Here is a 20,240-nt window from a genome sequence, read left to right on the forward strand (position 1 = left end):
CCTATTCGCGCAGGTCGCCGGGGGCAGGTTTTTCGGTTCTGGACAGTGTCTCATGTGTCTCCAACAGCCGCCCACCAATCCGCGGAGGGATCGTCGCTCCCCCGCGCACCGCGGCGCTGCAAGCCATCGAACAGCCCGCCTTCCAGCTGCATTGTCGCAGGCGCAGTGCGGTTCCAGTCCATGACATAGAGCCGCTCGGCGATCTGCCAGCGTCCGTCGCGCTTCGCCAGCGTGTCGAGATAGCGCCCGCCGACCACCAGCTCGATCTCGCCATCGGGTGTCGGGATGATGTGGAGGGCGACGCAGTTGGTCTCGGCCCGCGCGGTCAGGCCCGCGATCCGGATCACGGTGTTGCTGATATTGTGCTGGGTCAGCCGCATCGAGCCGAGGCCCGCCATCAGCCCGGGGATCACCTCGGCGATGGGCTTCGCGCCGTCACCATAGTCGATCAGGGCATCAGGCGTGAACACTGCGGCGAGCTGTTCGGGATCGCAACGGTCGATCCCGCGGCAATAGAGCGCAAGGGTTTCGGCAATGGCGAGCCGGTCGGCGAGTTCGATCATGTCCATGGCGCTGTTCTAACCGCTCGGCGCAGCCGGCGGGACTGCCCAAAGCGTCAGCGCTTGGGTCTACCTGCGCGGGTCGCGCTTGAATTGCAGCACGTTGGCGGGAAGCTTGCGGGGCGGCGGGCGCAACCGGTGTTCGGCCAGCGCATACTTGAGCGCGGCGCCCACCATGACGCCCGAGATCAACAGGATCACCCCGGCCCAGAACCAGTGCGGCAGGCCCAACGCGGCTTCGATCTGTCCGGTGTCCGACATCATCGCCTGTCCGTCGATCATGCCCTGCTCGGTAAACAGGTAGCCCCAATCGCGCAGCATGGACATGGCACCGAGCACGCCCAGGAATTGCAGGCTGAAGCGCGCAAAGCTGGGGGAGGCTCGCCATGCGATCAGGCCAAGGATCCCGGCGACCAATGGCAGCACCCACAACCCCGTGAGCGAGCGTACCCAGATCAGCACGCTGCCCAAGATCACCGCCGCAGACAGCCACAGCACCGGTCGCCACGCCTTGGGATGGGCGCTGGCGACGATCAGCAGCGCGCCCACCGCGCTCGGCGCAATCGGGCCGCCTGCTGCAATGGCGGCATGGGTGAAGCGCGATGCCTCGCCCGAAACCTGGCTCTCGGCCACGCCCGAGCCATTGGGGAAGATCATCAGCTGCTCGAAATGCTGGCCGAGCAGCATCGCGGTGAGGCCGTGACCCATTTCGTGGAACCACGTCGTCAGGATTGCGAAGGGGTAGATGAGGTAAGTGCCGAACGGCAGTGCGGGCAGCATCGTCACCACCAGACCGGCGACGACCAGCCGCCCGATGGCCTCACCCTGTGAGCCGGGAGTGACGAGTGGCTGCATCCTGCTCAGTCCGCCGCCGCCGGGGAGGCGTGGACGTGGCCGTGCACATCGACCCGGATCGCGTCGCGTTCGGCCGCCTCGAGATCCTGATCGCGCTGTTCGCGCAGGATCGACCAGCTCGCGAGGAACAGGCCCGCCACCAGTGGCCCGAGCACGATGCCCGAAAAGCCGACGAAGCTGATCCCGCCCAACGTGGTGATGAGGATGATCCAGTCAGGGATCCCGGTATCACGGCCGACCAGAATCGGGCGCAGCACATTGTCGGCCGACGAGATGACGAAGAAGCCGGTCAGCAGCACGAACAGCCCCTGCCAAGTCTCGCCCGTAATCAGCAAATACAGCCCGGCCGGCACCCACACTGCGCCCGATCCGATCACCGGGACGAGCGCGAAGATCGCCATGATGACGCCGAACAGCAGCGCCGAAGGCACACCTGCAATCATCAAGGTCACCGTCCCGAGTGCGCCCTGCACCAGCGCGACGACGCCGGTGCCCTTGATCGTGGCGCGCACGATGCCCAGGAACCGCTCGGCCAGCCGGTCAGCGATGCTGCGTTCGACCGGGACAGCGCAGAGCACGGTGCGCCCGATCCGCTCGCCATCGCGCAGCAGGAAGAACATCACATACAGCGCCACGCCGAAGGAGAGGAAGAAGCTCAGCGCCCCGCTACCGATCGAGACGGCCTGCGATGCGATCATCCCGGCGCTTTCGGTGAGCAGTTCCTGCAAGCGCGTCTGCACCATCGCGATATCGGCCCAGCCACTGCGATCCACCGCTTCGCGCGCGAACTGCGGCAGCCGCGTGTAAACCGTATCGAACAGCGCCGCGAGGTCGACTGGCTGCTGTTGCAGCGTGGTGACCAGCACAAAGGCCTGCTGAATCACCATCGAGGCGACCCATGCCGCGGGCACCAGCACCAGGATGAAGATAATCAGCAGCGACAGCCCGGCGGCCGGATTGCGCCGCCCGCGCAGGCGCCGCAGCACATTGCGATAGAGCGGCTGGAACATGATCGCCGCCAGCCCCGCCCACAGCAAAGGCTGGGCGAAGGGATAGATCACCACCGCCATTAGCAGAGTGACGACCGCGAGGATGATCAGGAAGCTGGCCTGTTGCAGTTCCTCGGTACGGTGGGGCTGGGTCGCCATTGATGCTCCGGATTTAGACGTCGAGATTGGCGACGTTCAGGGCATTATCCTGAATGAACTCGCGCCGCGGTTCGACGATATCGCCCATCAAGCGGGTGAAGATTTCGTCGGTCACGTCGGCATCCTCGACCTTCACTTGCAGCAGCACGCGGGCTTCGGGATCGAGCGTGGTTTCCCACAATTGCTCGGCATTCATTTCGCCCAGACCCTTGTAGCGGGCAATCGCAAGACCCTTGCGCCCAGCGGCGAAGATCGCGTCGAGCAGCTGGCTCGGGCGGCTGATCCCATCGTCCTGCGGTAGCGGCGGGGGGGCTGCAACCTGCTCGGCCTCTCCGGCGAAGGGATCGCCTTCGATCGCCTCGGCGCCAAGGGTGGTGTCAGCCTCTGGCTCGTCCGGCACGTCGCCCGCGCGCACCAGGCGGACGGGCGAGGCATAGGCATCGGCCTGCGCGGCGGCGAGGCCGTGGAGTTTGTGGGCTTCGGTGCTGACGAGGAAGCGCGCGTCGATTTCGTGCACGTCCTTCACGCCGCGCCACAGGCGTTCGAAGACGACGGTGCCGTCGTCGCGCTGATAGGCGCTCCAGCGCGCTTCGCGGTCGCCCGCGCCAAGCCGTCCGGCTGCGCGGCCAAGCGCAGCGGCGAGCGCGTCGCCCGCCAAGCCCGGTTCCAGCGCGCCGACCAGCGCCATCTGTTCCACGATCCCGCTATCATAGCGGCGCGGGACGAAGGCGAGCAGGTTCTTCAAACGCAGCGCGCCATCCACCAGCGCGCGCAGATCATCCCCGCCGCGTGCACCTTCGGTGGTTTCGATCACCCGGCCTTGCAGCCCGGCATCGACCAGATAGCGATCAAGCGCAGCCTGATCCTTGAGATAGACCTCGCTCCGCCCCTTGGAGACCTTGAACAGCGGCGGCTGCGCGATGAACAGGTGCCCGGCGCGGATGATATCGGGCATCTGGCGGTGGAAGAAGGTCAGCAGCAGCGTGCGGATGTGGGCGCCGTCGACGTCAGCGTCGGTCATGATGACGATCTTGTGGTAGCGCAGCTTTTCAAGGTTGAATTCATCGCGGATGCCGGTGCCCATCGCCTGAATCAGCGTGCCGACTTCCTTGGAGCTGATGATCCGGTCGAACCGGGCGCGTTCCACGTTGAGGATCTTGCCCTTCAGCGGCAGGATTGCCTGCGTCTTGCGGTCACGCCCCTGCTTGGCCGATCCGCCTGCGGAGTCCCCTTCGACGAGGAACAGTTCGGACTTGGCAGGATCGCGTTCCTGACAATCGGCGAGCTTGCCCGGCAGGCTAGCGACGCTCATCGCACCCTTGCGGCTCATTTCGCGGGCGCGGCGGGCGGCTTCGCGGGCGGCGGCGGCATCGATCACCTTCTGGATGATCGATTTCGCATCGCCCGGGTTTTCTTCCAGCCATTCGGACATCTTGTCGCTCATCAGCGATTCCAAGGGCGAGCGCACTTCGGAGCTGACCAACTTATCCTTGGTCTGGCTGGAGAATTTCGGATCAGGCAGCTTGACGCTGACGATCGCGGTCAGGCCTTCGCGCATATCCTCGCCCGACAGGCTGACCTTCTCCTTCTTCAGCATCCCCGAACGCTCGGCATAATTGTTGAGCGTGCGGGTCAGCGCGGCGCGGAAGGCCGCGAGGTGCGTGCCGCCATCGCGCTGGGGGATGTTGTTGGTGAAGGCGAGGACGTTCTCGTAATAGGAATCGTTCCACTCCAGCGCGACGTCGATCCCGATCCCGTCCTTTTCGGCCGAGACCGAGATCGGTTCGGGGATCAGTGGCTGCTTGTTGCGGTCGAGATACTTCACGAAGGCCGCGATGCCGCCCTCGTAATAGAGATCGTGCTCCAGCACTTCTTCGTGCCGCTTGTCGCGCAGCTTGATGCGCACGCCGGAGTTGAGGAAGGCGAGTTCGCGGTAGCGGTGTTCCAGCTTCTCGAAGTCGAATTCGGTGACGTTCTTAAAAGTGTCGTGGCTGGCCTTGAAGGTGACGCGCGTGCCTTTCTTCAGGCCATTATCATCGCCATTGCTGGCGACCGGCGGGGCATCGCCCGTCACCACGAGCGGGGCGACCGCATCGCCGTGTTCAAACCGCATCCAGTGCGATTTGCCCTCGCGCCAGATGACCAGTTCCAGCCATTCCGACAGCGCATTCACCACCGACACGCCGACGCCGTGCAGACCGCCCGAGACCTTGTAGGCGTTGTCGTCCGAGGTGTTCTCGAACTTACCGCCCGCGTGGAGCTGAGTCATGATCACTTCGGCGGCGGAAACGCCTTCCTCGGTGTGCATCCCGGTCGGAATACCGCGCCCATTATCTTCGACCGATACAGAACCATCGGGGTTCAATTCGATCAGAACGAGGTCGCAATGGCCTGCCAATGCCTCGTCGATGGCGTTATCCGAGACTTCGAACACCATGTGATGCAGGCCGCTGCCGTCATCCGTATCGCCGATATACATGCCGGGGCGCTTGCGTACGGCATCGAGGCCCTTGAGAACCTTGATCGAATCCGCGCCATATTCGCCCATTTGGCGGACGCGTTCGGGGAAGCCTTCGGAGACGGGGTCAGAAGCATGTGGAGTGGTGTCGTTCATGCCCCATCATATAGGGCTTGCGCGGCGGAAACCCAACTGCGGGAGGCCCGCAAGCGCCGCTTTTCCACGAGTGTTCAGTGCGCTTGGTCGAGCAGTTCAGAACGCGGGACGGAAATGCACTGTGCCGCGCCACATGGTCGCATCGAACAGCGGCATTATTCCGGCGCGGGTGGCCTCGTCGAACTGGGTGACGTGGCAGGCCGCGGCCGCCTTGGCGGCGTCCAGATCGGCGGGGGTGTAGGGTATGGTTTCGGTCAACAGCGCCGGATCGGTTGTGGCCCATTGTGCCATTTCCGGCACCGGCGGCAGGCGACCGGCCGGGATGCCGACATAGAGCAGTTTCGGGCGCTCGGCGGCGGGCATCGCTTGCACGATTTGGGTGGTTAGCGCACTCACCATGCGGTGATCAGCATGGCCATAGCCGCCATCCGGCCCCCAGGTGAGGATCAGATCGGACAGGGCGAACTGCTCCTTGAACGCCGCTGCCAGCGCCCGCGCGGGGCTGCCTTCCTGATGCGCGGCAAGTCCCAGTTTGCCATCGGGATGCTCGGCCCCCAGCAAGGTCGAGACGCCCAGCGCCTCGACAGCACACCACGCTTCAGCAATGCGCCGCTCTGCCAGTGCGGCACCCGGCGAAAGGCGCGAAACGCCCGGCCCGGCATCGCCAGCGGTCGCGTAGTAGATGGCAACATCCACCCCCTGCCGCGCCAGCGCGGCTATTGCAGGGGCCATCGGCAATTCGTCATCCGGATGGGCCAGCACCACCAGCACGCGTTGCGGCTCTGCCGGCGCATTCTGCCCTTGTGCCGGGGAGAGCGCCAACGCTCCGAGCGTGATCGTGATTGCGGTGCGCATTATGTGCCTCTCCCTCGCCGCGCTTCCTGCCACTTGTGCGAGCCAATGCGCAAATCCTTTGCGCCGCGCCCGCCGCTGATTATGCATGGCCCCCATGAGCCACGACATGATGATGAGCCGCCTCGCCGAACCCTTCGGCAGCTTCCCCGACATCCTGATGGAATGGTCGCGCATCAAGGGCGATGACCTCGCGCTGATCGACGAAAAGCGGGAGGTTTACTGGGCGGAACTTGTCGGGCTGGTCGAGCGGCTGGCGGCGCGGTTGGTGGAGACGGGGTTGCAACGCGGGCAATCGGTCGCGATCCTCGGCACCTCCACGGTCGAATATGCGCTGGTGTTCCTTGCCGCGATGCGTGCAGGCGGCGTGGCTGCTCCGCTGACCACCAGCGCCTCGCCTGAACAGCTTGAGGGGATGGCGAAGGATTCGGGCGCGATCCATCTGTTCATCGATGCGGCCAAGGCGGCGGAACTCGGCACCGACTTCATGGCTGACCTGATCCGCGTGCCGCTGGAAAACATCGATCAGTGGATGGCCCCTCCGGGCACCCGCGCGCCCTCCTTCGTGCCGGAGCCGAAAGACCCGTTCAACATCATCTATTCCTCTGGCACGACCGGCATTCCCAAGGGCATCGTCCATTCGCACCAGATGCGCTGGCGGCAGTTCGCGCCGACTGCTCTGAGTTACCTCGGCGCCGGGATCGAGGTGCGCTCGCTCGCTTCGACCCCCCTCTATTCAAACACCACCATGGTCGCCTTCCTGCCGGTGCTGCTGGCGGGGGGCTGCGTGCGGGTGATGGGCAAGTTCGATTGCGCCAAATGGCTTGGGCATGCGCAGTCCGACCGCACGACGATCACCATGCTGGTGCCGGTGCAATATCAGCGGCTGATGGATTTCGAGCGCTTCGATGATTTTGACCTGACGAGCCTGAAAATCAAATACTGCACCTCCGCGCCGTTCTCAGCCGAATTGAAACGCGAAGTCCTCAAGCGGATGCCCGGCGGGTTGATCGAGATCTATTCGATGACCGAGGGCGGCGTGGTGTGCCTGCTCGCGGCGCACGAATTCCCCGACAAGCTCCATACCGTGGGTCGCCCCGCGCCGGGGAGCGAGTTGAAGGTGCTCGACGACGAAGACCGCGAAGTGCCGCCCGGCACCCCCGGCAACATGGTTGGCCGCAGCCTCACCATGATGAGCGGCTACAAGAACCGCCCGGACAAGACCGCTGAAGCGCAGTGGATTGACCCCGCCACGGGCGAGGCGTGGATGCGGATGGGGGACATCGGCCGAGTGGACGCGGAAGGCTTCGTCGAGCTGGTGGGCCGCGCCAAGGACATGATCATCTCGGGCGGGTTCAACATCTATCCCTCCGATCTCGAAGCCGAATTGTGCAGGGAGCCCGGCGTCGCCGAGGCGGCGGTGGTCGGAATGCCGTCGCGCAAGTGGGGGGAGAGCCCGGTTGGCTTCGTGGTGTTGAAGGACGGCGCTTGCGATGCGGCGACCATTATGGCGGCGGTGAACGCGCGGCTTGGCAAGACCCAGCGCCTCGCCGCGCTGCACCCGATTGCGGAAATGCCGAGGAGCCATATCGGCAAGCTGCTCAAGACCGATCTGCGCGAAGTGGCGGCACGGTTAGGCGGGGTAGAATAGCGGGGCCCCAAAACAACTCGGCCCGGCTCCTCAAGAGAGGAACCGGGCCGCTGTAGGCTTTCGCTAAGTTGCTCGCGTTACACGATATCTGGGGCTTGAGGCCCTAGACAATAAACGTGTTGAACGCGGTGCCGCTGATGGCAACGGCGAGCAGCAAGGCGATAACCTTTTCGCTGATCATGTTCATGGTTCGGGTTTCCCTGTTTTGTTGTTGTTTGGGAGTCCGGGCAATCGGGGGGAGGGGGAGAGGACTGCCCGGACCGGAACATCATATACAAAGCTTCGCGTAATATTCAATTATCCATAAGACTGAAAATAATTCATCACCGCAATCGAAAAAGGCAATCACCGGGGCGTCGGCCCGCGGCGAGGCGCCTCGATGTGTTGTGATCTGGGGAATGAGCGGCTTGAGACGCGGCCACCTTTTAAAGGGGGGGAGGGCGGTGGCCGCGTCTCGTTCGCTGCATGTCCGGCGCTGGGCCGGACGGAGACAGGGCAGGAGGGCCAAGCAGGGGGGGAGCGCCGGCCGCTCCTGCCCGTCAGGCAGGCAGGCAACGGGTCCGTGTTCGGATGCCGCACCCGGGCGATGGCTCCACATGGAAGAATGCCGGTTTGGAGAGAGGGGCCCGGCAACGCATCGCTCGATCGGCGAAGTGGTGTTGCGCAGGTCCTAATTCAAATGAGAAAACACCAAGGTTAGTTGCAAGACTTGCAACAGGCGGCGTCTCAGCCTGAATCAAAACGGCCGCCAGATCGCTCTGGCGGCCGTTTCGTTTCAGAGGTTTGACGTGCCTTAGTTGGCGGCGACGGTGCGGCCGCTGCGGGCCTGCTGCATCATTGCAACCCGCTCGACTTCGGCGAGCGCAACGGTGCGGGCTTCGGCGACGCACTTGCTGTCGACCGAGGTGCGGCCGGTGCTGTAGCGGCCAGCGGCTTCGACGGTGCAGGCCTGACGCAGCTTGGCATCGATGCGTGCTTCGAGCGCGGCGCGGCCTTCCGGCGTGGTCACGTCGACATCGCCATAGGCAATGCGAACGGTCACGGTCTGGTCAGCTACCGGCTCTGCGGCAACGGGCGCTGCGACGGCGGCGAGGGCGATCAGGGGGAGAATGAAACGCATGGGGGAACTCCGATTTTGAGAGAGGGTGTCGGTAGAACGATGCCGCTGACCGGCATTCGGTTGCTGTTTGAAACTCTGGTGCAGTGCACAAGAATAATGTGCAAATGCGAAAGGCGTAGAATTGGTTCCAAAGATTGCAACGAAACCGGGCGCATTTTTCGGGAACCCGTTGAAAATGCAGCGCCACTTTTATGCTGCGCTGCAAAATCACCGGCGCACGGCGCGGCGATGCTGGACACAGGGGGGCGTGCTTCGTAATCCGCCGCCATGAGCGCGCACCCTTCAAGCCCCCCAGCGGGCGATTCTGCCGTCCCCGAATCGATCCTGATCGTCGATTTCGGGTCCCAGGTGACGCAGTTGATCGCGCGCCGTGTCCGTGAGGCGGGGGTTTATTCCGAGATTGCTCCCTTCACGCAGGCCGATGCCGCGTTCCGGCGGATGCAGCCCAAGGGCATTATCCTGTCAGGCTCACCTGCGAGCGTTCCCGAAGACGGCAGCCCCCGCGCGCCGCAATCCCTGTTCGATGCGGGCCTGCCGATCCTTGGCATCTGCTATGGCCAGCAGGTGATGAGCCACCAACTGGGCGGCGAAGTGCGGCCCGGCCATGAAACCGGTGAAGGCGGCGAATTCGGCCGCGCTTTCCTGACCGTCACCGGTGAATGTTCGCTGTTCAACGGCTTGTGGGAGGTGGGGGAGCGCCATCAGGTCTGGATGAGTCACGGCGACAAGGTCACCCAGTTCGCGCCTGGCTTCGAAATCGTCGCCACGTCTGACGGTGCGCCCTTTGCGGTGATCGCGGATGAAGCGCGCAAGTTCTACGGCACCCAGTTCCACCCCGAGGTGGTCCACACACCCGATGGCGGCCGGCTGATCGCCAATTTCGTGCGCCATGTCTGCGGCCTGAGGGGCGACTGGACCATGGCCGAGTTCCGCAAAACCAAGATCGCGGAAATCCGCGCGCAGGTCGGCGATAAACGAGTCATCTGCGGATTGTCTGGTGGCGTCGATTCGGCGGTCGCGGCGGTGCTGATCCACGAAGCCATCGGCGACCAGCTGACCTGCGTCTTCGTCGACCACGGTCTCATGCGTATGAACGAGGCGGAACAGGTCGTGACTCTGTTCCGCGACCACTACAATATCCCGCTGGTGCACGTGGAAGCCGAAGAGCTGTTCCTCGGCGGGCTTGCAGGCCTCACCGACCCTGAGGCCAAGCGCAAGTTCATCGGCAAGACCTTCATTGATGTGTTCGAGACCGAGGCCAAGAAGATCGGCGGCGCCGATTTCCTCGCACAGGGCACGCTCTATCCTGACGTGATCGAATCGGTCAGCTTCACCGGCGGGCCGAGCGTCACGATCAAGAGCCACCACAATGTCGGCGGTCTGCCCGAACGCATGAACATGCAACTGGTCGAACCCTTGCGCGAATTGTTCAAGGACGAGGTGCGCGATCTCGGGCGCGAGCTGGGCCTGCCACCTGCCTTCGTCGGCCGCCACCCCTTCCCCGGCCCCGGCCTCGCAATCCGCATCCCCGGCGAAGTCACCAAGGAACGCTGCGACATCCTGCGCAAGGCTGACGCGATCTACCTTGAGGAAATCCGCAATGCGGGCCTCTATGATGCGATCTGGCAGGCCTTTGCGGTGCTGTTGCCGGTCAAGACCGTCGGCGTGATGGGTGATGCGCGCACCTATGATTCGGTCTGCGCGCTGCGGGCCGTCACCTCGACCGACGGGATGACCGCGGATGTCTTCCCCTATGACGCTGGGTTCCTGACCCGCGTCGCCACGCGCATCGTCAACGAGGTGCAGGGCATCAACCGGGTGGTCTATGACTATACGTCGAAGCCGCCGGGCACGATCGAGTGGGAGTAGGGCAAGCGCCCCCTTCCGGCCGCGCGGCAAATCGCATATCTGTCGCCCAGTCTTTTCTGCATCAAGGGTATTGCCTGTGACAAACCTCCGCTCTCTTACCCTTGCTGCCGCCTTCGCGCTGGGCCTTTCAGCCTGCGCAGAGCCTGCCGTCGATGCCTCGCAAGATAAGGCCACCGACGCAGCGCCGCTGACCGAGGGCGACTGGGCGCTCGATCCGACAGGTTCGCGCCTGTCCTATGTCAGCATCAAGGCGGGCGAGGTGGCTGAGGCTAACCGCTTCGACAAGCTATCGGGCAGCGTTGCGGCGGACGGCACGGCGACGCTCGATATCGACCTCGCCTCGGTCAACACCGGGGTCGACATCCGTAATGAGCGGATGCGTGAGATCTTCTTCGGCGTGGCCGAAAACCCTAAGGCGACCGTGACGGCCAAGCTCGACCCGGCGGCGTTTGCGGGGTTGGCGGTGGGCCAGTCGCTCACCCGGCCATTGAAGGCCAGCGTGGCGATCAAGGGTGCGACCAGCGATATTGAGACCGAGGTGCTGGTCACCCGCGCTTCGGCTGACCGGGTGACCGTGGTGCCGACCGCGCCGGTCATCATCTCGACCGATATGTTCGGCCTGACCGATGAACTCGGCGAATTGCGTGCACTGGCCCAATTGCCCTCGATCACGCCCGCCGTGCCGGTGACCTTCACCCTGTCGTTCAAGCGCGGCTGAGGCGGAACTTTTGCTTCAATTCAGTAGGCTTGCGCTGGATCAATGCGATCCGGCGCGCGCCCGCGCATGACCTGACGTGCCGGGCAGTGGGCGAGCGGGCCGATCCCACCGCATCCCCGCCGCCCGGCGACCCTTCAAGAATCGCACGCAACCTGACGCTACGGCGTGGGGCCATGTGCCGCGCTCTCCTCAAAAGCGGGCTTGAAAGCGCGGCGCAACTCGGCTTGTCTCCCGCGCAAACACGCATTCCAACGGGAGAGACCACGCCATGAAGACCGCCATCACCGAAATGTTCGGCATCCAGCACCCCATCATTCAGGGCGGGATGCACTATGTCGGGTTCGCCGAGATGGCGGCGGCGGTCTCGAACGCCGGGGGGCTCGGGATCATCACCGGCCTCACGCAGGGCACGCCCGAGAAGCTCGCGAACGAGATCGCGCGCTGCAAGGACATGACCGACAAGCCGTTCGGCGTGAACCTCACCATCCTGCCGACCCTGACCCCGCCCGACTATCCCGGGCTGGTCAAGGCCGTGATCGACGGCGGGGTGAAGGTGGTGGAGACCGCCGGGCGCAACCCGGTCGATCTGCTGCCTGCGTTGAAAGACGCCGGGATCAAGGTGATCCACAAGTGCACCTCTGTGCGACACTCGCTCAAGGCGCAGGCGATCGGCTGCGATGCGGTGAGCGTCGACGGGTTCGAATGCGGCGGCCATCCGGGCGAGGACGATGTGCCCAACTTCATCCTGCTGCCGCGCGCGGCGGACGAACTGGAAATCCCCTTTGTCTCAAGCGGCGGCATGGCCGACGGGCGCAGCCTTGTGGCTAGCCTCGCGATGGGCGCGCAGGGGATGAACATGGGCACGCGCTTCATCGCCACCAAGGAAGCCCCGGTGCACGAGAACGTGAAGCAGGCGATCCTTGCGGCCAGCGAACTCGACACCCGCCTCGTCATGCGCCCGCTGCGCAACACCGAACGTGTGCTCAACAATGCTGCGGTCGAGCGCCTGATCATCAAGGAGAAGGAGCTGGGCGATGCCATCACAATTCAGGACATCCTGCCCGAAGTCGCCGGGGTTTACCCCAAGATCATGATGGAAGGCACGATGGATGCAGGCGCATGGAGCTGCGGGATGGTCGCCGGGTTGATCCACGACATCCCGACCTGTCAGGAACTGATCGACCGGATCATGCTCCAAGCCGAGGAAATCATCGCCCGGATGAACGCGATGGCGCGCGGCTGAGCCGACTGCACCGGCGTGACGGTTGGGAGCCGCTCGCGCCGGTGATCTACCCGCCGGGCGGGCCGATCAGCCTTCGCCGCCCTCGTTCGATTTCACGCGGGTGTAAGGCACGAAATCCTCGAAAAACACCGCGCCGGTGAAAAAGCCCAGCACCCGGTCGACCGTGGTCATCTGGTCGAGCCTGCACAATTCGCTCGCGTTGAAGCGCTGTGTGACCAGCGCGTCATCATCGTCGATCTGATCGGGATCGCGGGTGCGCTGGACGTAGATCGTGTTGCCCGAGCCATAGACATAGGCGGTGCGATCAATGGTCGTCATGCGCTGGCTGGGCAGGCTGCGGATGCAGCGCACCGGCTCACCTGCGACGCGGCCCTCGATCAGCTTGGCAAGGCGCGCTTCGCCCTTTGTCGGCGGCGCAGCTTCGGCGGTGGTTTCGGTTTCGACATCGGGCACGCTCTGGCCTTCGGCGTCCTGCGCAGCGAGCGGGCTGAGGCACAGGCCCGTCAGCGCGAGCGGCAGAGCGGCGATAAAGGCAGGACGAAAACGGTTCATGGGGCGATCCTCGCATTCAGGGATACAGCACTCGTACAGCACAGCCTGCCTTAACCGCCGCTGAGCGCGCCGGTTCAACTGTGTGCGGCGCTGGCGCCTGAGGCGATATCCGGCAGGTCCGCCTGATCCGCACCGTCGGCCGGACCACCGCGCAACACAAAGCGGCGATCACAATAGCCGCAATCGACATAGCCATGCTCGTCGATCTCAAGGAACACGCGCGGATGGCCGAGCGCGGAGGGGCGATAGCCGGCGCGGGCGCGGATGCCGCTGGCCCCGTCGCAGGAAACGCGCCGCGTATCGACCAGCAGGACTTCGGGAGGAGGAATGCTCATGGCGCTTGCCGATACAGGGCGCCGCGCCTGAGTTCAATTGCCTTTGCAGGCGCGTTTGCCTAGGCGGGAGCCATGTCAGCCGAACCCGCCATCCGCATCGACAATCTCGTGAAACGCTACGCCCCGGCCAAGGGCGCGAACGGCACCGTCACCGCAGGCAAGCTGGCGCTCGGCGGGGTGAGCTTCGATGTGCCCGAAGGCTCGATCTTCGGCCTGCTCGGCCCCAATGGCGCGGGCAAATCGACGCTGATCAACATCCTCGCCGGGCTGGTCAACAAGACCTCCGGCAGCGTCGACATCTGGGGTTTCGACATTGATCGCAACCGTCGTAATGCCAGCCGCTCGATCGGGATCGTCCCGCAGGAAATCGTATTCGATCCCTTCTTCACGCCGTTCGAAGTGCTGGAGAATCAGGCGGGGTTCTACGGCATCGCCGCCGCCTTGCGCCGCTCCGAAGCGCTGCTGGAGGCCGTGCGGCTCGCCGACAAGCGTAATGCCTATGCCCGGACGCTGTCAGGCGGGATGAAGCGCCGGCTGCTGGTGGCGAAGGCAATGGTCCATTCCCCACCCATTCTGGTGCTGGATGAACCCACCGCCGGGGTCGATGTCGATCTGCGCCGTCAGCTGTGGGAGCTGGTCAGCGAATTGAACCGCGACGGCGTAACCGTGGTGCTGACCACCCATTACCTCGAAGAGGCCGAGGAGCTGTGTGACCGCATCGCGATCATCAACAACGGCCAGTTGATCGCCAACAAGCCTACGCGCGAGTTGGTCGACATGGCGCGCGAGAAGATCGTCACCGTCACCACCGCGCAAGACCTCGCCTCGGCCCCTGCGCATGAGGCTTTCGTCAAGGTGCAATGGGATGGCGCGTGCGGGGTTGAGGTGACCTATGACAAGGACCGCCTCAGTGCAGGTCAGGTGCTGGGGATCCTTCAGGCGCAGGGCCTGACGGTGGAGGACGTTACCACCCGCGAAGCCGATCTTGAGGATGTGTTCGTCCAACTGACCGCCAGCGCTGGCTGAACACGCCGCGCATCCCGCTTGCCGACCGCGCAATTGCACGTCATGGCAAGCGGATGGCGATGGAAGATGGCTTGCAACAGGCGCATGATGTTGTCGTGATCGGCTCGGGCGCGGCGGGGCTGACCGCGGCGCTGGCGCTGGCCGAAACGCGCCGCGTCCTGGTGCTGGCGAAGGGCTCGCTCACCGGCGGATCGACTGCCTGGGCGCAGGGCGGGATCGCCGCTGTGCTCGACACCGGCGACACCTTCGAAAATCATGTGCGCGATACGATGGTGGCCGGCGCTGGCCTCAATGACCTTGCCACGGTCGAATTCGTGATCGAGCGCGCGCCTCAGTCCATCGACCGGTTGTGCGAACTGGGCGTGCCGTTCAACCGCGACGCGGACAGCCTCCACCTGACGCGCGAGGGCGGCCATTCGCACCGCCGGATCGTCCATGTCGATGACGCGACCGGATGGGCGGTGCAATCGGCGCTGGTCAAGGCGGCGGAGGCGAACCCGAACATCACGCTCCTGCCGGGCCGCACCTGCATCGACTTCATCACCGACCGCCACCGCGAGCACTTCTCCGCCGCGGGCCGCGTGTGGGGCGTCTATGCGCTGGACGAGGCGACCGGGCGCGTCGAACGCCATGTCGCGCGTGCCACCATCCTTGCGACCGGCGGTGCAGGCCGCGTCTACCAGTTCTCCACCGCCCCGCGCGGCGCGACGGGGGACGGGATTGCGATGGCATGGCGGGCGGGCGCGCGGGTCTCCAATATGGAGATGATGCAGTTCCACCCGACCTGCCTCTACAATCTCGACGTCAAAAACTTCCTCATCACCGAGGCCGTGCGGGGCGAGGGTGGGCATCTGCTCCACCCCGAAACAGGCCGCCGCTTCATGGTCGATTACGACCCCGAGCGGATGGAGCTTGCCCCCCGCGATGTGGTCGCCCGCGCGATCGACGACCAGATCAAGCGTTTTGGCTTGGATTACGTCCATCTCGATATCAGCCACCAGCCCGCCGACTTCGTGAAGGGCCACTTCCCGACGATCTACGAGAAGCTGATGGGCCTCGGCATCGACATGACGACCCAGCCGATCCCGGTCGTGCCTGCGCAGCACTACACCTGCGGCGGTGTGGTGGTCGGCCTCGACGCGCGCACCGATGTGCCGGGGCTGTGGGCGGCGGGCGAATGCACCGAAAGCGGTCTCCACGGCGCGAACCGGCTGGCGTCGAACAGCCTGCTGGAATGCTTCGTCTTCGGCGAGGCGGCGGCGCAGGACATCCTCGCGCGCTGGGACAGCCTTGAGGACGTCCCTGCCATCCTGCCGTGGGACGAAAGCCGCGTGACCGACTCCGACGAAGAGGTGGTGATCAAACAGAACTGGACCGAAATCCGCCGCTTCATGTGGAACTACGTCGGCATCGTCCGCACCACCAAGCGCCTGGAACGCGCCGCGAGCCGGATCGAACTGCTGAAGCGCGAGGTCGAGGATTACTACGGCGCGTTCAGGGTGACGACCGACCTCATCGAACTGCGCAACCTGCTGCAATCGGCGGAGTTGATCGTGACGTCAGCCCTCAAACGCAAGGAGAGCCGGGGGCTGCACTATACGCTGGATTATCCGGCGCTGGCGGATGAGCCGAGGGATACGGTGCTGGTGCCGTAGGGCGCTGGACTAACCCAGATCCGTTTGCCCTGAGCTTGTCGAAGGGCTGCTTTTCACTTCGGACCGTGGCCTGGAAGAAAGTGCAGTGCTTCGGCAAGCTCAGCACGAACGGAAGTTAGGGCTTTTCCAGTAGTTCGGTCGCGGTTCATCTTACGCGACATAGCCACGCGCTGACACACTCCAAAAGGGCGCACCGATGACAAGAGTTCTGGGTTTTCTTTGCCTTGCCGCGCTGAACGCCGCCCCCCTCGCCGCCCAAGACCCCGCCCCATCCGAAAACGCCTCAGAGAATTCGATCGTCGTCACCGCGCAGCGCTCCGGCGCGCCGATGTGGACCATTGATACCCCCACCGGCACCATCATCCTCGTCGGCGAGATTCGGGCGATTCCCAAGACCACCCCGTGGGAGCCTGCGCGGCTGGAGGAGGCCACCAAGCAGGCGGACCGCGTGATCCTCGGCGCGCGGCCCAAGATTTCTCCCGGCGATGTGCTGCGGCTGATCTTCAGCGGTTCCAAGTTCACCAAGCTGCCCGACAAGACCGTGGCCAGCGAGTATCTGACGGCTGACCAATGGGCGCGCCTCGAAGCGCTCGGCACCGCGCATGAGGAGGATTACGCCCGCCAATCCTTCCTGCTCACCTCCTTCCAGATGCTGCGCAAGGAACTTCGCTTTAACCGCGACACCGCCGATGAACCCTCGGACGTGGTCAGCAAGGCGGCGGACAAGGCCAAGGTGCCGACCACCCGCGCCGCCACGCTGCGGGGCGAGGACATCATCGACAACCTCGCCGATGCGCCCCCTGCCGCGCATATCCCCTGCCTCAATGCCGCGATGGACGCGGTCGAGGCTGGCCCCGACATCGTCGAAAAGCGCGCGGCGGACTGGCGGCGCTACGATATTCCCTCGGTGATGGCGAACCCGCTGGAAAGCGCGCTCGGCCAGTGCTGGCCCTGGGCGGACGAGACTTTGGGTAGTGAACTCAGGACCATCTGGGTCGACAGCATCGCTAACGCCAGCACGGCCAAGGGCACAACCCTCGCCGTTGTCCCCTTGCGGGTGTTGGCGGAAAGCGGCGGAGTGCTTGACCAATTGGACGCGCGCGGCTTCGATATCGCCGGACCCGAATGGAAGTGACCATGCGGGCCTGACCAGAGGATCTGCCCGCACCATGCCCACCGTCACCACGCCCAACACCGGCATCGAGATTTTCTACGAGGATCGCGGAAACCCCGAAGCCGAGGTGATCCTGCTGGTGATGGGCCTCGGCGCGCAGATGACGCTATGGCCGGACGAGTTGGTCGCCGCGCTGGTCGGCGACGGGTTCCGGGTGATCCGCTACGACAACCGCGACATTGGCCTCAGCCAGAAGTTCGAAGGCAAGCGTGCGCCCAGCTTGCCGGTGCAGGTGCTGCGCAAGAAGATCGGGTTCCCGGCCAAGGTGCCCTATAGCCTCAAGGACATGGCCGATGATGGGATCGGGCTGCTCGACGCGCTCGGGATTGCGCGTGCGCATATCGTCGGCGCGTCGATGGGCGGGATGATCGCGCAGCTGATGGCGGTGCATCATGGCGAGCGGCTGGCGAGCCTCACCTCGATCATGTCGACCACCGGCAATGGCAAGCTCCCCCAGGCGGAAAAGCACGCGATTGACGCGCTGGTGGCTCCGATCCAGAGCATGGAAGAGGAATCGCTGGTCGCCCACGGGCTCAACATCGCCAAGAATATCGGCAGCCCCGGCTATCCCTTCGATCCCGACCAGCAGCGCGAGCGGGTGCTGCTCAACATGCGCCGCTCGGTCTACCCGGCGGGCCTGCCGCGCCAGCTCGCCGCGATCATCGACGATGGCTGCCGCCGTTCGCGCCTTGCGAATGTCACCGTGCCGACACTGGTGATGCACGGCGAGGCTGATCCGCTGGTCAAGCTGGAGGCGGGCGAGGATACCGCCAAGCACATCTCGGGCGCGCGGCTGGTGACGATTCCGGGCTGGGGCCACGATTTGCCCATCGCCCTGATCCCGCGCATCGCCAGCGAAATCGCCGGTCACGCGCGCGGGCAATAGGGCCGCGTTCGCACTTGCGAAGGGATTTCCTTTGGGGCGCGCCCGATAGGCTGTTAAGGGCGCGCCCATGCTTACAATCGACGGTGTCACAGTGCGGCTTGGCGGCCGGGCCATTCTTGAACGCGCCAGCGCAACCGTGCCGGTGGGCGCGCGCGTCGGCCTGATCGGCCGCAATGGTGCGGGCAAGTCCACGCTGATGAAGGCGCTGATCGGCGAGATCGAGCCGGATGACGGCGAAATCAGCAAGCCCGCCCGCGCCAAGATCGGCTATATCGCGCAGGAAGCCCCCAGCGGCTCCAAGACGCCCGAAGAGGTCGTGCTGGCCTCCGCCACCGAACGCGCGGAATTGCTGGCAGAGCTGGAAACCTGCACCGACATGGACCGGATGGGCGATGTCCACGAACGCCTGCTGGCGATCGACGCCTATTCCGCCCCGGCGCGCGCGGCCAAGATCCTCAATGGTCTCGGCTTTGACGAGGAGATGCAGCAACGCCCGGTCGACAGCTTCTCGGGCGGCTGGAAGATGCGCATTGCCTTGGGTGCGCTGCTGTTTTCCGAGCCTGACATCCTGCTGCTCGACGAGCCCAGCAACCACCTCGACCTCGAAGCGACGCTGTGGCTGGAGAACTTCCTCAAGTCCTACCCCGCCACGCTGGTGGTGATCAGCCATGAGCGCGACCTGCTCAACAAGGTGGTCGATCACATCCTGCACCTGCAAGGCGGGCAGCTGACGCTCTATCCGGGCGGGTACGATGCCTTCGAGAAACAGCGGGCCGAACGCGCCGCGCAGCTCGCCGCAGCCAAGGCTTCGCAGGATGCCCAGCGCGCGCGGCTTCAGGATTACGTCGCCCGCAATTCCGCTCGCGCCTCGACCGCCAAGCAGGCGCAATCGCGCGCCAAGATGCTCGCCAAGATGCAGCCGATTGCGGCGCTGATGGAAGACCCCTCGTTGACCTTCGACTTCCCCGATCCTTCCGAACTCAAATCGCCGATGATCACGCTCGATCACGCGGCGGTCGGTTACGGCGAGGCGCCGCCGATCCTGAAGCGGCTCAATTTCCGCATCGATGCCGATGACCGGATCGCGCTCTTGGGCCGCAACGGCAATGGCAAGACCACGCTGGCGCGGCTGCTCGCTTCGCAGCTTGTCCCGGCGGAGGGCGAGGTCAACGCGCCTGGTAAGCTCAAGGTCGGATACTTCACCCAGTATCAGGTCGAAGAACTGGCGGGTGAGGATACCCCGCTCGATCTGATGAACCGCGCGATGGAAGGCGCCGCCCAAGGCGCGATCCGCGCGCAATTGGGGCGGTTCGGCTTCTCCGGCCCGCGCGCGAACCAGCGGGTCGACAAGCTGTCCGGCGGCGAACGTGCGCGGCTGGCGCTGGCGCTGATCACCCGCGATGCGCCGCATCTGCTGATCCTCGACGAGCCGACCAACCACTTGGACGTCGATGCGCGTGAGGCGCTGATCCAGGCGCTCAACAATTATTCGGGCGCGGTGATTCTCATCAGCCACGATCGCCACATGGTCGAGTTGACAGCGGACCGCCTGATCCTTGTCGATAACGGGACGGCGCGCGAATATGCTGGCAGCATGGAGGACTACATCGACTTCATCCTGAGCCGGAACCAGCCCAAAGGGGCGCGCGACGGCAAAGCCAAGGGCGCGAAGGGCGGGGCATTGGCGGGCACGGATTTGCGCGCCGCCCAATCGGACCTCAGCAAAGCCGAAGCCGCCATCGCTCGCCTGTCAGCCGAGGTGGAACAGCTCGACAGCGAGATTCTCGCGCTGAGCGCGAAGGCGGGCGGGCAGGCTGGCAGCGCGATGCAGGCCCTGCTGACGAAGCGTGCGCGGGCGGCCGATTCTCTGGCCGAAGCGGAACAAAGCTGGCTGGCAGCCGGAACCATGCTTGAGGCGATCGGGCAGGTCTGATTCTGCTGCCCTCGCGCGGCGCCGCACCCGTCCGCCGCGCAACAATCCT

At 64.8% G+C, this 20,240-nt stretch carries 17 protein-coding genes; 9 read left to right on the top strand and 8 right to left on the bottom strand.

The annotated features are described in order from the left end of the window. Positions 1–50: 50 nt before the first annotated feature. From GRI59_RS04560 to GRI59_RS04580, 5 genes are all read right to left on the bottom strand, one after another. Complete coding sequence (locus GRI59_RS04560; RefSeq protein ID WP_160759987.1) at positions 51–569, bottom strand: nuclear transport factor 2 family protein; 519 nt, start codon at positions 567–569, stop codon at positions 51–53. A 60-nt stretch (positions 570–629) separates the two neighbouring features. Next, positions 630–1,415: a M50 family metallopeptidase gene (locus tag GRI59_RS04565; RefSeq protein ID WP_160759988.1), complete on the bottom strand. Its 786-nt coding sequence runs from the start codon at positions 1,413–1,415 to the stop codon at positions 630–632. A gap of 5 nt (positions 1,416–1,420) precedes the next feature. After that, positions 1,421–2,563 carry an AI-2E family transporter gene (locus tag GRI59_RS04570; protein ID WP_160759989.1) on the bottom strand — a complete coding sequence of 381 codons (1,143 nt, stop codon included), beginning with the start codon at positions 2,561–2,563 and terminating at the stop codon, positions 1,421–1,423. Positions 2,564–2,576: 13 nt separating this feature from the next. Next, positions 2,577–5,177, bottom strand: a complete 2,601-nt coding sequence (gene gyrB / locus GRI59_RS04575; RefSeq protein ID WP_419866785.1) for a DNA topoisomerase (ATP-hydrolyzing) subunit B — start codon at positions 5,175–5,177, stop codon at positions 2,577–2,579. 96 nt (positions 5,178–5,273) lie between these two features. Then, positions 5,274–6,032, bottom strand: a complete 759-nt coding sequence (locus GRI59_RS04580) for a PIG-L family deacetylase (protein ID WP_160759990.1) — start codon at positions 6,030–6,032, stop codon at positions 5,274–5,276. 85 nt (positions 6,033–6,117) lie between these two features. Between GRI59_RS04580 and GRI59_RS04585 the strand changes: the two genes are divergently transcribed. Next, positions 6,118–7,680, top strand: coding sequence for a class I adenylate-forming enzyme family protein (locus tag GRI59_RS04585; RefSeq protein WP_160759991.1), 1,563 nt, complete (start codon positions 6,118–6,120; stop codon positions 7,678–7,680). A 793-nt stretch (positions 7,681–8,473) separates the two neighbouring features. Here the strand turns inward: GRI59_RS04585 and GRI59_RS04590 are convergent. Further along, positions 8,474–8,800 carry a UrcA family protein gene (locus GRI59_RS04590; protein ID WP_160759992.1) on the bottom strand — a complete coding sequence of 109 codons (327 nt, stop codon included), beginning with the start codon at positions 8,798–8,800 and terminating at the stop codon, positions 8,474–8,476. Between the two features lie 267 nt (positions 8,801–9,067). Here GRI59_RS04590 and guaA point away from each other — a divergent pair, with 267 nt between their 5' ends. From guaA to GRI59_RS04605, 3 genes are all read left to right on the top strand, one after another. Continuing rightward, positions 9,068–10,669 carry a glutamine-hydrolyzing GMP synthase gene (gene guaA / locus GRI59_RS04595; RefSeq protein ID WP_160759993.1) on the top strand — a complete coding sequence of 534 codons (1,602 nt, stop codon included), beginning with the start codon at positions 9,068–9,070 and terminating at the stop codon, positions 10,667–10,669. A 76-nt stretch (positions 10,670–10,745) separates the two neighbouring features. Next, entirely contained in the window at positions 10,746–11,387 is a 642-nt protein-coding gene (locus tag GRI59_RS04600) for a YceI family protein (RefSeq protein ID WP_160759994.1), read from the top strand. 268 nt (positions 11,388–11,655) lie between these two features. After that, the gene (locus tag GRI59_RS04605) at positions 11,656–12,630 is read left to right on the top strand and encodes an NAD(P)H-dependent flavin oxidoreductase (protein ID WP_160759995.1); all 975 of its coding nucleotides are present in this window, start codon (positions 11,656–11,658) and stop codon (positions 12,628–12,630) included. A gap of 66 nt (positions 12,631–12,696) precedes the next feature. On the opposite strand, the gene GRI59_RS04610 is transcribed toward GRI59_RS04605, so the two are convergent. Together GRI59_RS04610 and GRI59_RS04615 are read right to left on the bottom strand one after the other, a co-directional pair. Further along, the gene (locus GRI59_RS04610; RefSeq protein ID WP_202390857.1) at positions 12,697–13,182 is read right to left on the bottom strand and encodes a hypothetical protein; all 486 of its coding nucleotides are present in this window, start codon (positions 13,180–13,182) and stop codon (positions 12,697–12,699) included. A 74-nt stretch (positions 13,183–13,256) separates the two neighbouring features. Continuing rightward, a complete protein-coding gene (locus GRI59_RS04615) occupies positions 13,257–13,517 on the bottom strand; it encodes a zinc-finger domain-containing protein (RefSeq protein WP_160759996.1) in 261 nt (86 codons plus the stop codon). A gap of 72 nt (positions 13,518–13,589) precedes the next feature. On the opposite strand from GRI59_RS04615, the gene GRI59_RS04620 reads away from it, so the two are divergent. The 5 genes from GRI59_RS04620 to GRI59_RS04640 all read left to right on the top strand — a co-directional run bounded on the left by GRI59_RS04620 (position 13,590) and on the right by GRI59_RS04640 (position 20,191). Continuing rightward, positions 13,590–14,543: an ABC transporter ATP-binding protein gene (locus GRI59_RS04620; RefSeq protein WP_160759997.1), complete on the top strand. Its 954-nt coding sequence runs from the start codon at positions 13,590–13,592 to the stop codon at positions 14,541–14,543. Between the two features lie 53 nt (positions 14,544–14,596). Beyond that, positions 14,597–16,198 (top strand): L-aspartate oxidase, encoded by a 1,602-nt coding sequence (gene nadB / locus GRI59_RS04625; RefSeq protein ID WP_160759998.1) that lies wholly within the window; start codon positions 14,597–14,599, stop codon positions 16,196–16,198. A 196-nt stretch (positions 16,199–16,394) separates the two neighbouring features. Beyond that, positions 16,395–17,333: a TraB/GumN family protein gene (locus GRI59_RS04630; protein ID WP_160759999.1), complete on the top strand. Its 939-nt coding sequence runs from the start codon at positions 16,395–16,397 to the stop codon at positions 17,331–17,333. Between the two features lie 34 nt (positions 17,334–17,367). After that, positions 17,368–18,258 carry an alpha/beta fold hydrolase gene (locus GRI59_RS04635; protein ID WP_160760000.1) on the top strand — a complete coding sequence of 297 codons (891 nt, stop codon included), beginning with the start codon at positions 17,368–17,370 and terminating at the stop codon, positions 18,256–18,258. A gap of 67 nt (positions 18,259–18,325) precedes the next feature. Continuing rightward, on the top strand, positions 18,326–20,191 hold the full coding sequence (locus GRI59_RS04640; RefSeq protein WP_160760001.1) for an ABC-F family ATP-binding cassette domain-containing protein: 1,866 nt from the start codon (positions 18,326–18,328) through the stop codon (positions 20,189–20,191). Positions 20,192–20,240: the final 49 nt, after the last annotated feature.

This window comes from Erythrobacter ramosus, assembly GCF_009828055.1.
Classification (GTDB): domain Bacteria; phylum Pseudomonadota; class Alphaproteobacteria; order Sphingomonadales; family Sphingomonadaceae; genus Erythrobacter; species Erythrobacter ramosus.

Coding starts and splice junctions, on each gene's coding strand:
- gyrB (WP_419866785.1), bottom strand. CDS start 5,177: ATGAACGACACCACTCCACATGCTTCTGACCCCGTCTCCGAAGGCTTC.
- guaA (WP_160759993.1), top strand. CDS start 9,068: ATGAGCGCGCACCCTTCAAGCCCCCCAGCGGGCGATTCTGCCGTCCCC.
- GRI59_RS04630 (WP_160759999.1), top strand. CDS start 16,395: ATGACAAGAGTTCTGGGTTTTCTTTGCCTTGCCGCGCTGAACGCCGCC.
- GRI59_RS04610 (WP_202390857.1), bottom strand. CDS start 13,182: ATGAACCGTTTTCGTCCTGCCTTTATCGCCGCTCTGCCGCTCGCGCTG.
- GRI59_RS04580 (WP_160759990.1), bottom strand. CDS start 6,032: ATGCGCACCGCAATCACGATCACGCTCGGAGCGTTGGCGCTCTCCCCG.
- GRI59_RS04560 (WP_160759987.1), bottom strand. CDS start 569: ATGGACATGATCGAACTCGCCGACCGGCTCGCCATTGCCGAAACCCTT.
- GRI59_RS04620 (WP_160759997.1), top strand. CDS start 13,590: ATGTCAGCCGAACCCGCCATCCGCATCGACAATCTCGTGAAACGCTAC.
- GRI59_RS04585 (WP_160759991.1), top strand. CDS start 6,118: ATGGCCCCCATGAGCCACGACATGATGATGAGCCGCCTCGCCGAACCC.
- GRI59_RS04640 (WP_160760001.1), top strand. CDS start 18,326: ATGCTTACAATCGACGGTGTCACAGTGCGGCTTGGCGGCCGGGCCATT.
- GRI59_RS04570 (WP_160759989.1), bottom strand. CDS start 2,563: ATGGCGACCCAGCCCCACCGTACCGAGGAACTGCAACAGGCCAGCTTC.
- nadB (WP_160759998.1), top strand. CDS start 14,597: ATGGCGATGGAAGATGGCTTGCAACAGGCGCATGATGTTGTCGTGATC.
- GRI59_RS04605 (WP_160759995.1), top strand. CDS start 11,656: ATGAAGACCGCCATCACCGAAATGTTCGGCATCCAGCACCCCATCATT.
- GRI59_RS04635 (WP_160760000.1), top strand. CDS start 17,368: ATGCCCACCGTCACCACGCCCAACACCGGCATCGAGATTTTCTACGAG.
- GRI59_RS04565 (WP_160759988.1), bottom strand. CDS start 1,415: ATGCAGCCACTCGTCACTCCCGGCTCACAGGGTGAGGCCATCGGGCGG.
- GRI59_RS04590 (WP_160759992.1), bottom strand. CDS start 8,800: ATGCGTTTCATTCTCCCCCTGATCGCCCTCGCCGCCGTCGCAGCGCCC.
- GRI59_RS04615 (WP_160759996.1), bottom strand. CDS start 13,517: ATGAGCATTCCTCCTCCCGAAGTCCTGCTGGTCGATACGCGGCGCGTT.